The following is a 15,251-nucleotide window of genomic DNA, read 5'->3' on the forward strand; positions in this document are numbered from 1 at the left end:
GAGGTCAGCCCTTGACGGCGCCGGCGGCCATGCCGCTGACGACGTAGCGCTGGAAGATCATCGCCACGATGATCGGCGGGAGGGCGGCGAGGATGCCGCCGGCGGCGACCAGCCCGAAGTCGGTGGTGTAGCGTCCCGCGAACTCGCTGATCGCGACCGGGAGCGTCTTCGCGGCGTTCGACGACGTGAAGATCAGCGCGTACATGAACTCGTCCCAGGCGAGCAGGAACGCGAACATCAGGGCGGCGAAGATGCCCGGCCGCGCCGCGGGCAGGATGACTCGGAACAGGGCACCGAGTCGGGTGGTGCCGTCGATGCGCGCGGCCTCCTCCAGCTCTTCGGGGATGGTCAGGAAGTAGTTGCTGAGGATCCAGAGCACGAACGGCACGACCAGCGAGCAGTCGACGATGATCAGGCCGGTCACGGTGTCGAGCAGCCCCAGCGAGTTGAGGATGAGGTACAGCGGGATCAGCAGCGCGATCTGCGGGAGCATGTAGGTCGCGAGGAACAGGATCAGCACGGCCTGACGGAACCGGAACCGCAGCCGCGCGAACGCGTACGCGCCGAGGATGCCCACGATCATCGAGATGCCGACCGTCCCGACCGCGACGATCGTCGTGTTGGCGAGCGCCGCGCGGAAGGTGGCGCCGACGCTGTCCGCACCGCCCCGGAAGATGAGCTCGTACCGGCTCCAGTCGAGCGTGTCGGGGATCCACCGCAGCGGGGTGGAGATGAGCACGCGCTGCGGCGTGACGCTGGCGAGCACCATCCACCCGAACGGCAGCAGGATCACCAGGGAGACGACGATCGCCGCGAGGTGGATCAGGATCGAGTTGCGTTTGGCGTGTCTCACAGCAGGCTCATCTCGGATCGGCGCAGCAGGCGGAGGTAGAAGAACGTCAGGGCGAGGATGACGAGCACGATGATGTATGACAGCGCGGCTCCCACCCCGAAGTTCTGGTCAGAGAAGGCCGTGGTGTACGCGTAGTACGCGACGGTCTGCGTGCCGTTGACCGGGCCGCCGCGGGTCATCGCGTAGATGATGTCGAAGACCTTGAAGGCCTCGACGGTGCGCAGCACGAGAACCACCGAGATCGACGGCACGAGCATCGGGAGGACGATCGACCGGAAGATCCGCGGCCAGCTCGCCCGGTCGACCTTCGCCGCCTCGTAGAGCTCGGACGGGATGGAGGTCAGCCCGGCGAGCAGGAAGAACGCCACGAGCGGCGTCGTCTTCCAGACGTCGGCGATGATCACCGCATTGAGCGCCGTGGTCGGGTCGCCGAGCCACGCCTGGTACTGGTCGATGATCCCGAGCTGGGTCAGGGCCGCGTTGAGCGCGCCGTACTGCGCGTTGAAGATGCCCTTCCACATCGCGGCGTTGACGATCGTCGGGATCGCCCACGGGATGATGACGATCGCGCGGAACAGCCAGCGCGCCCGGAGCTTCGCGTTCAGCAGCCCGGCAACGATGAGCCCGAAGACGAGCTCGAGCGCCGTCGACACGATCGTGAAGTAGAGGGTGCGGCCCATCGCCGCCCAGAACCCCGACGAGGTGAGGACGCCGATGTAGTTCTGCAGCCCGACGAACGGGGTGTCGGTCGCCAGCGCCGAATTGACCTCGAAGAACGAGATCAGCAGGGTTCGCAGGATCGGGTAGACGATCACCCCGAAGACGGCGATCGCGGCAGGCAGGAGCAGCCAGAAGGCCAGCCTCCCCTGGTTGTCGCGCCTGCGCCGGGTGCGGCGCTCCCGTACGGGGGAGCGCCGTTCCGTCTCGACTCCGGCGACCGACACGCCGGTCACTTCTGGCCCGCGTTGGCGGCCGCGACCGCGTCGTCGAGGGCCTGCTGCGGGCTCTTCTTGCCGAGCAGCGCGTTCTGCAGCTCGACCTGGATGGCCTGCGAGACGGTGTTGTAGTTCGCCACCGGCGGGCGCAGGATCATCGAGTCGTAGGCCTTGCCCGCCGCGGCGAACACCTCGGGGTTCGTCTTGGTGATCTCGGGCTTGGTGTAGCTGGACTTCCAGTTCGTCATGGAGCTGGTGACGTACTTGTCCTGCACGGCCTCGCTAGTCATGTACTCGATGAACTTCCACGCGGCCGCCTGGTGCTTCGACTTCGCGCCGATCGCGAGGGCCATCGAGCCGTTCACTCCGGGGTTGTCCCCGTTCGGGCCGGCCGGCGGCACGGTGACGGCGACCTGGCCGACGACCTTCGAGATCGAGGGGTCGTTCTGGTCGCGGAAGGTGGACTCCCAGTTCAGCTCCATCGCGGTCTTGCCCGCCGCCATGGACTTGTCGGTGTCGTCCTCGAGGAAGGTCGTCGATGCCGGGTCGGTGAGGCCGTCGTCGATCGACTTCTTCATGAACTCCAGGGCCTGGACTCCCGCGCCCTTGTTGATGACGAGCTTGCCGCTGGAGTCGGTGAACTGGCCGCCGAACGCGCCGAGCAGTTCGGCGTAGTCGCAGACGAGGGCCTCGGCCTGCGACCAGCTCCACGAGATCGGGTACTGCACGATCCCGGCATCCTTGAGCTTCTTCGCGACCGCCAGGACGCCGTCCCACGTCTTCACGTCGTCGGGGCCGGCGCCGACCTTGGCCAGCATGTCCTTGTTGTAGAAGAACAGCTTCGTGGAGGGGCCCCACGGCACCCCGTAGTACTTGCCCTGGTATTCGGCGCTGCTGAGCGCGCCGCCGAGCATCTCCGACTTCCAGCTCGCCGGGAAGTTCTTCGTCACGTCGGTGATGATGCCCTTGGAGGCGAACTCCGCCGGCCAGATCACGTCGAGGTGCACGACGTCGTACGTGCCGGCCGGAGCCGAGGTGACGATCTTGTCGTGCAGCGCCTCGTAGGCGACGAACGTCGGCTTGACGGTGATCTTCGGGTTCTTCGCCTCGAAGTCCTTGATCATCGAAGCGACGTCGGACTCGGAATAGCCCGCCTGCTTCATGAAGAGCGCGTTGATCGTTCCGGTGCCGTCTCCTTGGCTGCCGCCGCCGGAACTGGCTCCCGTCACGCTGCAGGCGCTGAGGGCGAGCGCGGCCACCGCCGCGAGCCCGACGCCGGCGAGCGTTCGACGTCGCCGAGGGGATGTGATTCTCATGGCTTCCTCCGTGATGGTGTTGTTGGTGCGAAGGGGACAGCGTCGGCCGCCTCCGTGAGTCGCCTGGCCATCGCGAGCGCGCCCTCGACCGGGGGCGCGGCGAGCAGATGGACGGCGTGTCCGAGTCCGCGGGCGCGGAGGCGCTCGCGAAAGGCCCGAAGCAGGCGTGGCTGGTGGGTGATGACGCCGCCGGCGCAGACGACGTGGTCGCCGACCGCTCCGTGCCGGTGGACGAGCTCCACGCTGCGGGCCAGCTCGTCCGCCGCCTGGTCGATGACCTGTGCCGCTCGCGGGCTGCCCGCGTCGGCGGCGGCGAAGACGAGCGGTGCCGCAGCTCCCCAGCGGGTGATGCGGGGATGGACGGTCAGCGCGTTCGACAGCCCGACGATGTCGTCGACGTCGAAGTGGGCGAACAGCGCGTGGGCGAGCTGGTCGAGCGTCTCCCGCTCGTCGACGGCGTCGAACAGCGAGCGCACCGCGTCGCGGACGAGGGCCGGCGCACTCCCCGGATCGTTCAGGATGTAGCCGTAGCCTCCGGCGGTGACCGGAGAGCCGTCGGCACGCCTGCCGACGATCTTGGAGCCCGTGCCGGCGATCACGGCGATGGCTTCGTCGAAACCGGCCGCCGGGCCGAGCAGCTCGACGTCGTTGACGGTCCAGGTGCGACCGGGCCGGGCGTCGGCGAGGGCCGTCTGGAAGGCCTCGGCCTGCGCGTCGCTGTCGAGCCCGTGCGCCCCGACGGCCAGTGCGGCCTCTTCGGCGCCGGGGAGGTGGCCGAAGAGCGCCAGCAGGCGCTCGACGCTCGCGGCGGAGTCCAGCCGCCCGTCGACCTGCCACTCGGCCGTGGGAACCGCGCGGTCGAGGAGCGTCACGCCGGTGGATTCTGCGCGGACGTGCGTCTTCGTGCCGCCGATGTCGATCCCAACGATCACACGTCGCTCCTCTGTCGTCATTGCCAGACACCCGGCGTGATGCCAGGACCTTCTCCCGATCGGTCGGGTTACTTCTTTCCGATCGGAGTGAGAAGAAGTTGGAATGACACTAGAAGCACCACCCGCCGTCTGTCAAGGGCAGCGGTCAGAAGTCGATGTACGCGAACCCGTTCACCTCGGCAGCGGCCAGCTCGGCGATCCCCAGGAGCACGCCGTCGTCGCGATGCGTCGCCGCGGCGACGCGCGGCACCCGGATGATCCTGCCGCGGAGCCGCTGCTCGATCTCGGGGATCACGGTCGCGTCGGCGCCGGCGAAGCTGCTGCCGAAGACGACCAGCTCGGGGTCGAGCACGATCACCAGAGCGGCCACGGCGATCGCGACCATGTCGAGGATCTCGTCGGCCATCTCTCTGGCGTCGCCGTCGCCGGTGCGCGCGAGCGCGAACACGTCCTCCGCCGTGATGGTGCCCGAGGCCGGGAGGGTCATCCCGCGTTCGCGCGCGCGCCGGGTGAGCGCGAGCGACCCGATGCGGTCCTCCAGGTCGCCGTGCTCGTCGTACGAGCGCTCCAGCGAGGAGCGCTCCATCAGCAGGTAGCCGATCTCGCCGGCCTCCGCCCGCGCGCCGCGGTACAGCTCCCCGTTGGTGATGATCCCGGCTCCGAGGCCGTTCTCGAGGAAGATGGCGACCAGGCTGGAGAGGCCTTTGCCCGTGCCCGCGTGCAGCTCGCCGAACGCGAGGGCGTTGGCGTCGTTCTCGACCACGATCGGGACCGTCGTCCGCTCGCGCAGGAGCGTGCCGAACGGCACGCCGGTCCAGCCGAACTCCGGCATCGTGCCGACGATGCCGTCGGGCTGCTCCACGACGCCCGGCACGGCGATGCCGGCGGCTAGACACGGTGTGCCGAGCGACTCCGCTGTGGAGATCAGCTCGTCGAACAGACTGAACACCCGTTCCAGCTGGGCCTGCTGGTCGGCGAGCCGCTCCTCCTCCGGCGCCGCCTTGGTCGCGCGGGGACCGAGCTCGATCGTGCGCCGGAAGACGATGGTGCCGTCGAAGTCCACGAGGATCCCCGTCACGACGTCCGCACGCAGCTGGATGGCGGCGACCAGGCGTGAGCTGCCCGCGTACCGCAGGAGGACGGAGGGGCGGCCGCCGCGCGACGGCTCCTGGCCGGCTGCGACCACGAGCCCCTCGTCGACGAGCGTCGCGGTGAGCCGGTTGATGGTCGCCGGGGCCAGCCCCGTCATCGCGCCGAGCTGCTGCCGCGACAGCGGCCCGGACGCTCGGAGCGCTTCGATGATGGCCGTCTGGTTGACCCGCGCGAGCGTGCTCGTCGTCGCCGTGCCCCCTGCGCGTCGTGCCACCAGAACACCTTCCGTCGTAGCTCGGAAGAACTTTACTATCCGTGTGGAAGGAACGGGGCGCGGAGTCCGACTATGACCGGAACGGCGCTGACGTCGGGAAGTGCTTGCGCAGCATCACGCCGATTCCGTCCTCGTCGTTCGACAGCGTCCGCTCGATCCGCGCGCTCGCGTCGAGACCCTTCGAGGCGTTCGCCATCAGGACTCCGACGCCGGCGTTCTCGAGGAGCTCGAGGTCGGACAGGCTGTCCCCGAAGGCGATGACCTCGCTGAGCTCACGACCGAGATGCTTCGTCAGCGCGGCGACCGCCGGCAGCTTCACCGCGTGCGAGGAGTTGATCTCGATGACGTGCGGCACGCGGTGGATGAACGCCTCCGCTCCCACCTCACGCAGCGGCGCTTCGAGAGCGTCCAGTGCCGCACCGTCGCCGCGGAACATCAGCTTGAACACGGTGTCGGCGGCGACCGCGTCGGCCCGCACCCGCTCGGTGCCGACGGCGCTCGGCCACACGGAGGTGTTCCTGGCCTCCCGCAGTCCCCAGTAGTCCAGCCGGTTCACGAACCAGTCGTCGCGCGTGTAGACGCCGATGTGCACGTCGGTCGCCGCGGCGAGTTCGACGAACCGAGCCGTCGCGGCCGGATCGAGAGGGGTCTCGGAGAGCGTCGTGAACCCGCCGTCCGCCTCCCGCGCCCAGACCAGCGCCCCGCCGAAGGTGGCGTACGACGCCGGGACGCCGAGCTGCTCCTCGATCAGCGCGGTCGACTGCGGGCCGCGCGCGGTGACGAGGATGAGGTGGATGCCGTCCGTCTCCACCACTCGGCGGATCTCCTCCGCGGTGAAACGCGGGATGCGCTTGTCGGAGCCGATCAGGGTGCCGTCGATGTCGAGCGCCAGGATGCGCAGTCCGCTCACGCCGAGACCTCCCGTCCGGTTGGGCCTCTCCACACTAGCGGCGATCGTGCTGGGCGTTCAGACGCCCCCGCCGCCTCCTCCGCCGCCCCCGCCGCCGGAGAACCCGTCGCCTCCGGTGCCGCCGGAGGACGAGCTGCTCGTCATGGTCGTGCTTGACGAGATCCCGCTGACCATCTCGGAGAGCACGGCGACGTTGAACGCGGTCTGGCCCGCGTACCACGTCGGTGCCTCGCCCGCCTGCTCGTAGAACCTCCCGAGCTCGGCCAGCCACTTCTTCTCGTCGCCGAACAGCACCGCCCAGGGGAGCAGCCGCTCTGTGAGCTTCAGCATCTCGCGAGGGTCGTCCACGGCGACGGACACCCGCTCCGCGCCCTGCGGCGATTGGAGGTAGCGGATGCGGTCGGCCTCGGCCAGGTGCACGTACATCCGCAGGCCGTCCACGTACTCGCGGAGCGCCGTTCCCGTGCTCGTCAGCGGCGACCGGGACACGAGGGCGGCACTGGCGATGAAGAGCGCAACCGCTCCGGCCGCGATCCCGAACGGCACCGCCCCTCCATAGACGCCGACGATGCACAGCACCGCGGCGATGACGGCGAGCGCTGCCGCCGCCAGCGCCGTCACGACCACAGCGCTGACCGGCCCGCGCGGTCCGCCGGTCCGGTAGCCGAGCCCCGTCGCGCCTTTGTGCACACGCTTCATGAGGGCCGTGATGCCCTGCGCGACGCGGGTGTTGGAGGAACCGAGCTGCAGCGTGCTGCCTGGCGTCAGCGACTCCCCGAACAGGGCCTGGAGGAACCGGAGCTCGTCGGCCGTCGGGTGCGGATCGCGGAGCGCCTGACGTCCGGTCGCCTCGGTCGAGACGAGTTCGAGCGCGTAGGACGGGTGCCCGAAGAAGCCCTTGGCCGCCTCCACCACCCGCACGCGCCCCGAGACGGCGAGGTCGAGCGTCTGCGCAGGCACCGCCTTCTTGGTGAGGCCGGCCACATCGGCCGCGAGGAGCAGCCCCTCCTGCGGAGGCACGTACTCGGGGATGATCGTTCCGCGCCCGGGAGCGTCGCGCAGGAAGCGGACACGCACGACGATCGCGCCGACCAGGGTCAGCAGGCCGATCAGCAGGCCGGCGACGGCCGCGTAGCCCCAGCCGGTGTCGAACAGCCCGTCGGCCCGCGCGGTGAACGTGCCGGGAGCGAAGCCGATCGCGAACGTGAGGTTCTCGTACGCGCCGAGCTTGTCCGCGCTGAAGCGGAACCCGTCGCCCGTACGCTCGACGTTCGCCGGGTCGGTCGAGCCCTGCGCGCCCCGGTAGGCGGACGCCTCGCCCTGGAGCGCCGACTCCAGGCCGGCGCCGAGGTGCACGGTGGCGGTGACGCGGTCGAACGGCTGCGCCCACTCGGTGCCGTTGGTGTCCCAGTAGAACTCGTCGTTGTCGGTGTCGGCGAAGAACCGCGTGACGTTTGTCTGCCGGTAGGTGATGACGTAGGTCTGCTCGCCGTGCACGAAGTCCTTGGCGGCGATCGTCAGCGTGCGGATCCCGTTGGAGGACTCGCTGGTGTACGGCCGCGGGGTGCCGTTCTGGTCGGTCACCGACACGACCTGCAGATCGGTCGGCTGGCCCTGGTAGTCCTCGACCAGCGAACGCCGCATGCCGTGGTTCTGGTCGGTCTCGGGAAAGCGGGCGACCAGGGTCTCGACGGTGGTGAGCGTCGAGTGCCCCTGCGCGTCCCGGCCGAGACGGTAGTCCCCGTCGAAGCTCGCGAAGGTGAAGTCGTCGACGCCGGCGGGGGCGGCGGCGGGGGCGACGTGCTGTGGGCGGGAATCCGCCGCAACAGCGCGGGCGCTCGCCGCGCTCGCCGCGCCGCCGGTCGTGACGAGGGTCGAAACGGCCACCGCAAGACCGATCGAGAGCAGCCGGCCGATCCGGCCCGGCCGCGAGCCGCGCCCACGCACTCCCACTGTGTTTCCCGCCGTCCTCCGCCCGACCGGACGGTGTCTGCCGGCTGCCGGACCACCCGGCAGCGCGCAACCATCCTGGCACCATCTCCCACCGAGGCGCGGCTAGTGCAGGGATGCGTCGCGCGGCCCTACCTTCCATGTCGTGAACTCGGCGACGAACCCCGCGCGTTCAGGCGCGCAGAGGTAGGGTCCTGCCACGACCACAGCGTCTCCGTGAGGCGACCACGGCGCGAGTCTGATGAGTTCGAACTCCTCGTCTTCTGCCTTGGCGCGGACAGAGAGCGCCCCGGAAGCCCAACTCGCCCGAATCGTGACCTTCTTGTCCTGCCACCGGGGAACCGGCGCCGTGGACCAGTCTGAATACGCATCCGTGACGACGGTCGACAGGCGAAGGACGCCGTCCACGTATTCCGTTCCGGCCTTGACCCAGTGGTCTCCGTCCACGCGCACGATCACCCCGGCCTGATCGAACTGTTGCGACATGTCGGCCACGAACTCCACTTCCACGGCCGTGTCGACATCGAAACGTCGGAGCAGGCCGTGTGCGGAGTCCCGCTCGAACCCGTACGACGTCTTCTGCCACGCATCACTGCCTTCGATGGCTTCGACACGAAGGCCTCCGGAGGGCGTGTCCGTGACGGACGCGGGCGGATTGCGCCACGTGCCCTGATCCCAGGGAATGTCTCGCACGAGCGTTGCCGGGGTGGTGCTCTGTGTCATCGATCGTCCTTCCGCCTGACGATGGCCCTCGCCGGCGATCTGCCGTCCCTCTAGCCGATCTCGGAGGTCGCCGGGCTGACCTCGTCGGGGTGGTTGCGGGCGAAATGCGGTCCCGCGTTCCCGGTCTTCAGCCGGCGGCGGAGGGCGAACAGCCACCACAGGGCCGCGAGGGCCACGATACCGCCGAAGACGTACCCGTTTCCGGCGAAGGCAGGCAGGAAGATGAGCGCGAACTCCACCGCTAGGAAGACGACCAGGCTGATGATCAGCAACGGGAGCCGCGCGCGGCCGAGGTCGAACGTCCCCGGCTCTGCTGCGGGGATGCGATGGCGCAGGGTGGCGACCAAGAGCCCGATCGTCTGCAGCACATAGGTGGTGAAGAAGGCCAGGGTCGCGATCCCGAGGAAATAGTTGAACGCCTGCACGCTGATGAGCGCGGAGAGCAGCAGGAGTATCGACACAACGCCGAGGGTGATCACCGCCGTCGACGGCGTCTTCCGCTTGGGCGCGACGTGACGCAGTGCGCGTGAGAACGGCATCATGTTGTCCCGCGACAGGGAGTAGAGCAGCCGCGTCCCGACAAGGACGTTCGAGAGGAGGCACACCAGGATGTTGGTGAGGGCGATCGCGACGACGATCCGGGCGAACACCGGGCCGAGCTGCTGCTGGATGATCTCCTCGATCGGAGCGGGCGAGTTGGCCAGAACCGATGGGTCCTTGATCGCCAGCACGTAGACCAGGTACATCAGGAACTCGATGACGCACGAGGCGGCAAAGGCGTAGAACATCGTGCGGGGGATCACCCGTCGGGCGTTCTTCGTCTCCTCCGCCACGTCGGCGACGGCTTCGACGCCCACGAGCCCGAAGAACGGGCCGAGCGACGCGGAAAGCCAGGCGAGGATGTACGGAGTCGCCTGATCGGGGCTCTTGCCGATGAAGAGCGACGAGAACGGCTGCGCATTGTCCGGCACGATGATCAGGAGGACCGCGATGGTCAGCGTGACACCCACCGTCACGACGATCTCGAGACCGACGCCGATGTTGTTGATGAAGGTCGCCAACCTGACCCGGTAGGCGTTGATGAGCACGCAGACCGCGACGACGGCGATGGCGATGAAGATCTGCTGGGGCTGCGTGAGGGTCCAGCCGAAGACGCTGCCGAGGTAGCCGGCGAAGATGTAGCCGAGGCTCGTCATCCCGCTCACCCAGCCGATGAGCGCTGCGTAGCCGGTGAACCAGCCGAAGGTCGATCCGTTGAGACGGCTCGTCCACTGGTAGGCGTATCCGGCGAGGGGGATCTTCGCGGCGACGTCGGCAGCGATCAGCGTCCACAGCAGGAACACCGGAATCGCGAGGAACAGGGTCCAGATGAAGGGGGAGCCGGCGTTGAGGTACCCGGCGGCGAAACCCGTGAATACCGCGGTGGTCGCGCTGATCGTCGAGAACCCGATCGCGAACGAGGCGATCTTGCCGACCGACCGGTCGAGCTTCTGCTTGTAGCCGAACTCTTCGAGGCGGGCGTCCTCGTCCTCACCGACCACCCGAGCGGGCGGGGTCAGCGATTCTTCTTCTTCGGGGGTGGTCGAATTGACCATGAGCTACTCCTAGCTTCTTTGCTGGCCGAGGGGGAAACGATCCGCGGGTTCGTTCCAGTAAGTGAAGCGAGGATGTGGGTTCGGTGGAAGGTTGGAGCCGTTATGGAGTGATAAGCCGAGCCGATCAGTCCCGTGGCTCGGGCCGGGACGTGCTGACCATGTGCTCTACCAACCGACGGGCCGGAGTGGTCAGGCGCTCAGGGCGCCAGGCGATCGCGGTGTAGCTGACCGGACGATCGATGATCGGGACGAACTGGATTCCGGGGCGGTCGTAGAGCCGCACCATCGACGACGTCGTGAAGCTCAGCCCGACCCCGCGCGAGACCAGGGTCGCCTCCGCCTCGTAGGTGGCGGCCTCGGCGGCGATCTGCGGTTCCTTCCCTCCGCGGGCGTCGGCGGCGTACCAGTACTCGCGCCATTTGCCTGCGGACTTCGGTGCCACCACGATCGGCTCGTCGAGGAGCTCCTCGATCCGGAGCTCCTCCCGGCCGGCCAAGCGGTGCGACCGCGGAAGGCACGCCACCCAGGACTCCTCGGCGACGATCGCCAGCTGCATGTCCGGCACGTCGACCGGCGGGCGGAGCAGGGCGATGTCGGTGGCGCCCGACGCCAGTCCCGCGGTGGGGTCGGAGAAGTCGTACTCGATGGTCTCGACCGTGATGTCGGGGAAGACGGTTTCGATGCCGTCCAACAATTGGAACAGCAGGTCCGCGCCGGTTCCGATGAGGTAGCCGAGCCGGACATGACCGTAGTCCACCAGGAGCGCGACGGCTTCGAGCGCTGCGTCGACACCCGCGAGCGCCGACCGCACGTGGGGCAGCCACTCACGTCCGGTCGCCGTGAGCGAGACGGACCGGGTGTCACGATCGAACAGGCGGTCGCCGATGACGCGCTCCAGGTTCTGGATGGCCGCGGACAGTGCCGGCTGCGTGATGAAGAGCTTCTCCGCGGCGCGCCGGTAGTTCAACTCGGTTCCGAGGGCCTCGAAGTAGCGAAGCGATCTCAGATTCACGTCCGGGAAGGACCTCACGTCACCCTTTCGATTGATAAGCCCCCGTTATGTGGTCATTGTAACTAGCAGTTTCCGCCGGGATGGCGCGCGATCGCAGACTGAGGCTCTAGTCGCTGCACCAACGAGAGCAGGTAGAAGCATGCGCAGTCAGAGTCGATCGATCACGGTGGAGACCCCCGCTCGACAGGAGTTCTTCGACGTCACCGCGCAGCTGGAGGACTTCGTCGCCGCAGAGGGTGTGGGCGACGGCATCGCCGTGGTCTACTCGCCCCACACGAGCTGCTGCGTGATCCTCCAGGAGGAGTCGGAGGACACCACCTACTACGGCACCCAGCTACTGCTCCAGGACACGCTCAACGTCTTCGCGAAGATCGCGCCGCCGGCGCGTCACGAGGGCCAGTACCTGCACCCCGGCCCCATCCACATCCGCAACGCGGGCGAGCTGCGCGACGAGCTGCCCGAATGGGGACTGAACACGGACGGCCACATCATCTCGTCCATCCTCGGGCGCTCGGAGACCATCCCGATCGTCGCCGGCCGTCTCGTGCTCGGCGAGTTCGGCCGGGTGTACTTCGGTGACCTCGACTCGGTGCGGGCTCGGACGCGCACGGTCCACTTCCAGCTCGTCGCGGGCTGACGATGCTCGTCTACGCAGTCGATATCGGCACGACCAACCTCAAGGTCGTGCTGTACGACGGAGAGCTCCGGCGGCTGGCCACAGCCTCCGCGCCCGCCGTGTACGCGCGGGAGGGCGTGCGTGTGGAGTTCGACCCGGCGCAGCTCTTCGACACTCTGATCGAGCTCATCGGCCGATGTGCCGACGCCGCCGATTCCGCCGGCCGCGACGACGCGGTGATCGCCCTGACGGGACAGGCCGAGTCGTTGGTGCTGCTGGATCGCAATGGTGAACCGATCCGCCCCGGGCTGTCCTGGCTGGATGACAGAGCTGTCGCGGAGGCCTCCGAGCTAGAGGAGCGCTTCGGCGCCGACGCGGCCTTCGCCGTAACGGGAGAGCCGTTCCCCACCGCGACCTGGCCCGCGGCGAAACTCCGCTGGCTGCGCCGTCACGAGCCGGAGACGCTGGCCGCCACGCGGTCGGTCCTGATGATCAAGGACTACATCGCCTACCGGCTCACCGGTGCGTTCGCCGGTGACGCCTCCACCCGAGGGTTCTCGTACCTTTGGGATGTCAGGAACGGCTCGTACTGGAACGCGATGATCGACTTCTGCGCGGTGCCCGCCGAGAGCCTCCCGCGCGTCGTCGCAGCCGGGACCGAGCTGGGCGCCGTTTCGAATGAGGTCGCCGAGAGCCTCCCGTCGGCCGTGCGTTACCGGGTCAACATCGGCGGCCTGGACCACTTCTGCGCGATGGTCGGAACCGGGTCGTATGTCCACGGCAGCGTCAGCGAGTCGGCCGGCACAGTCCTGTCGCTCTCCGCGCTCGCGCGCGACTGGCGATTCGACCCCGCGCGCAAGGTGTCCTTCCACGCAGGCCTCCGGCCAGGCGACACGGTGCTCTTCAACGGCGTCGACGGCGGCGGAGCGGCGCTCGACTGGTTCCGCGTCCAGGGACTCGGCGGGATGCCCTACTCCGAGCTGGAGAGCCTGCTCGCATCTCGGGACCACCGGAACCCGCCGATGTTCCTGCCGTACCTGACAGGGGTCAACCCGCCCGACTACTTCCCGCACGCTAAGGGCGCCTTCCTGGATCTCGATCTCGGTCACGACCGCGTCGATCTGGCGTATGCGGTCGAGGAGGGGATCGCGCACCTGCTGCGGCGCAACGTCGAGTATTTCGACGGCGACACACCGCAAGAGATCGTCTCCACCGGGGGAGGCGCCGCGTCCCCGTTCTGGAACCAGCTGAAGGCGGACGTCTGCGGCGTGGACGTCGTGGTGCCCGATGAGCTGGAGGCCACCTGCCGTGGCGCGGCCGTCCTCGCACTGGCTGCCGAGGGGGCGGTGAGTGATTTTCGGGACGCCGGAATCGAGGTATCGCCGCCCCTTCGGTACACGCCGTCCCGGGACGCACGACGCGACGAACGCTACGCGCGCTTCGGTGACTACCTGCGCCGACTGTTCGAGCCCTGATCGCGAACGACGAGAAAGTAGAGAAACGAACGATGAAGTTGTGCTGCTCATCCCCGATGGTCCCTGGTGAGACGTTGACGGCCAAGGCCGACCTGCTCAGGGGCTGGGGCTATGACGCCATCGCGGTCTTCCAGCCGCTCGAGACGTGGGGCGCCGCCGCGCGCGACGAGCTGTTCGCGCTCGAGGCCCGGACAGGTATCCGCCCTGTCGAGTTCGTCCTGGTGGACGACGTGTACGGGAACGCCATGTCCGCCGACCCGGAGCTGCAAGCGCGGTGTCGGGCAATGTACCGCGAGACCGCCGAGGTCTGCGCCGATCTCGGTGCCGTCACCGAGATCGAGTTCGAATACGGCGCGCAAAACCCACTGCCCCTCTTCGACCCGTTCCAGCAGCTGAGTTCCGCCCAGCACGACGCCTTCGTGACCTTCTACCGCGAGATGCTCGGTCGGGTGGAGGGCAGCGAAGCGCGTGTCCTCCTCGAACCGATCAACCGCTACGAGAGCCGCTACCTGAACCGGGTGGAGGACAACCTGCGCATCATCGAGGAGGTCGCCCATCCGAACGCGGGCCTGCTGCCCGACCTCTTCCACATGTCGATCGAGGAAGCCGATCCTGCCCGATCGCTGCGGGAAGCAGCGGATCGCATCGTCCACGTGCATCTGGGCGACAGCAATCGGCTGCTCCCCGGTCACGGTCATCTCGACTGGTCGGCGGTGTTCGACGCGTTGCATGATGTCGGCTACAGCGGCTACCTGAACCTCGAGTGCTCCACCGAGGGCGACCCGGCGGTGAGTCTCCCCGCCACCGCCGGCCGGCTGCGGAAGCTCCTTGACCGATGAGTGCCTTATTGACCGCGCCCTTCTTCGAGATCGGGCCGAAGAACCTCCTGCGTCGCCCGGAGCTGGAAGAGTTGGCCCGGGCGGCCGGAGAAGCCGGCAGGGAGCTCGGCGTCGCGGTCGTGATCACCGTCCCGAACGTGATGGTCGCACCGATCGCCGAACTCGACACCGGCGTCCTCGTTTTCGGCCAGAGCATGGACCCGGATCGGCTCGGCGCGTCATTCGGCCGGGTCACCGCAGAGGGCCTACTCGACGCGGGCGCGGTCGGCGTGATGCTCAATCACGATGCCGACCCGTTGGACGCCGCGACATTGGCCGCGACCGTCGATCGCGCGCATGAGACCGGGCTGGAAACAATCGTGTGCGCGGGAACTGAGAGCGCCGCATTGGCCTTCACCGCTCTGGCGCCGTCGGCCGTGCTCATCGAGCCGCCGGATCTCATCGGGACGATCGGCGGAGCCGAACGCGACTGGGTTCGGCCGCTCACCGAGGAGATGCACCGCGTCGACGCACACGTCCTCGCGATGCACGCCGGAGGCGTCTCCTCTCCGATCGTCGCCCGGGGAATCATGGCGGCCGGCGCCGACGGTACCGGCTCGACCAGCGGTGTCCTCACGGCCCAGGATCCGCTCGTCGCGGCGGTGCATTTCATCGCGGCGGCCCGCGCGGGCTGGGACGACGCCCGCTCGAACGCCCGTCTCTGATCACAACCGATAACCAACGAAGGAA

General features: G+C 68.4%; 14 protein-coding genes. 4 read left to right on the plus strand and 10 right to left on the minus strand.

The window, feature by feature from the left end; translation table 11 throughout:
* Positions 1 to 4: 4 nt before the first annotated feature.
* From JNB50_RS04575 to JNB50_RS04620, 10 genes are all read right to left on the minus strand, one after another.
* Positions 5 to 853 carry a carbohydrate ABC transporter permease gene (locus tag JNB50_RS04575; protein WP_208038896.1) on the minus strand — a complete coding sequence of 283 codons (849 nt, stop codon included), beginning with the start codon at positions 851 to 853 and terminating at the stop codon, positions 5 to 7.
* Positions 850 to 1,806: a carbohydrate ABC transporter permease gene (locus JNB50_RS04580; RefSeq protein ID WP_208038897.1), complete on the minus strand. Its 957-nt coding sequence runs from the start codon at positions 1,804 to 1,806 to the stop codon at positions 850 to 852. The genes JNB50_RS04575 and JNB50_RS04580 overlap by 4 nt, the downstream gene beginning before the upstream one ends.
* Complete coding sequence (locus JNB50_RS04585) at positions 1,803 to 3,104, minus strand: extracellular solute-binding protein (protein ID WP_208038898.1); 1,302 nt, start codon at positions 3,102 to 3,104, stop codon at positions 1,803 to 1,805. The genes JNB50_RS04580 and JNB50_RS04585 overlap by 4 nt, the downstream gene beginning before the upstream one ends.
* On the minus strand, positions 3,101 to 4,036 hold the full coding sequence (locus JNB50_RS04590; RefSeq protein WP_208038899.1) for a BadF/BadG/BcrA/BcrD ATPase family protein: 936 nt from the start codon (positions 4,034 to 4,036) through the stop codon (positions 3,101 to 3,103). Before JNB50_RS04590 ends, JNB50_RS04585 begins: the two co-directional genes overlap by 4 nt.
* 145 nt (positions 4,037 to 4,181) lie before the next feature.
* Entirely contained in the window at positions 4,182 to 5,402 is a 1,221-nt protein-coding gene (locus tag JNB50_RS04595) for an ROK family transcriptional regulator (protein WP_208038900.1), read from the minus strand.
* Between the two features lie 70 nt (positions 5,403 to 5,472).
* Entirely contained in the window at positions 5,473 to 6,312 is an 840-nt protein-coding gene (locus JNB50_RS04600; RefSeq protein ID WP_208038901.1) for an HAD-IIB family hydrolase, read from the minus strand.
* 57 nt (positions 6,313 to 6,369) lie between these two features.
* Positions 6,370 to 8,259 (minus strand): DUF2207 domain-containing protein, encoded by a 1,890-nt coding sequence (locus tag JNB50_RS04605; protein ID WP_208038902.1) that lies wholly within the window; start codon positions 8,257 to 8,259, stop codon positions 6,370 to 6,372.
* A gap of 108 nt (positions 8,260 to 8,367) precedes the next feature.
* Positions 8,368 to 8,985: a DUF1349 domain-containing protein gene (locus JNB50_RS04610; protein WP_208038903.1), complete on the minus strand. Its 618-nt coding sequence runs from the start codon at positions 8,983 to 8,985 to the stop codon at positions 8,368 to 8,370.
* Positions 8,986 to 9,035: 50 nt separating this feature from the next.
* Positions 9,036 to 10,580: an APC family permease gene (locus tag JNB50_RS04615; protein ID WP_208038904.1), complete on the minus strand. Its 1,545-nt coding sequence runs from the start codon at positions 10,578 to 10,580 to the stop codon at positions 9,036 to 9,038.
* A gap of 124 nt (positions 10,581 to 10,704) precedes the next feature.
* Positions 10,705 to 11,592, minus strand: coding sequence for a LysR family transcriptional regulator (locus tag JNB50_RS04620; protein ID WP_208038905.1), 888 nt, complete (start codon positions 11,590 to 11,592; stop codon positions 10,705 to 10,707).
* Positions 11,593 to 11,731: 139 nt separating this feature from the next.
* On the opposite strand from JNB50_RS04620, the gene JNB50_RS04625 reads away from it, so the two are divergent.
* From JNB50_RS04625 to JNB50_RS04640, 4 genes are read left to right on the plus strand one after another with little or no spacing between them, the layout of a single operon-like run.
* Positions 11,732 to 12,229 (plus strand): YjbQ family protein, encoded by a 498-nt coding sequence (locus JNB50_RS04625; RefSeq protein ID WP_208038906.1) that lies wholly within the window; start codon positions 11,732 to 11,734, stop codon positions 12,227 to 12,229.
* Positions 12,230 to 12,231: 2 nt separating this feature from the next.
* Positions 12,232 to 13,683: an L-fuculokinase gene (locus JNB50_RS04630; protein WP_208038907.1), complete on the plus strand. Its 1,452-nt coding sequence runs from the start codon at positions 12,232 to 12,234 to the stop codon at positions 13,681 to 13,683.
* Positions 13,684 to 13,739: 56 nt separating this feature from the next.
* Positions 13,740 to 14,522: a sugar phosphate isomerase/epimerase family protein gene (locus tag JNB50_RS04635; protein ID WP_208038908.1), complete on the plus strand. Its 783-nt coding sequence runs from the start codon at positions 13,740 to 13,742 to the stop codon at positions 14,520 to 14,522.
* A gap of 8 nt (positions 14,523 to 14,530) precedes the next feature.
* Positions 14,531 to 15,226 (plus strand): triose-phosphate isomerase, encoded by a 696-nt coding sequence (locus JNB50_RS04640; RefSeq protein ID WP_208038909.1) that lies wholly within the window; start codon positions 14,531 to 14,533, stop codon positions 15,224 to 15,226.
* Positions 15,227 to 15,251: the final 25 nt, after the last annotated feature.

It is taken from the genome of Leifsonia sp. TF02-11, assembly GCF_017565305.1.
GTDB lineage: Bacteria > Actinomycetota > Actinomycetes > Actinomycetales > Microbacteriaceae > Leifsonia.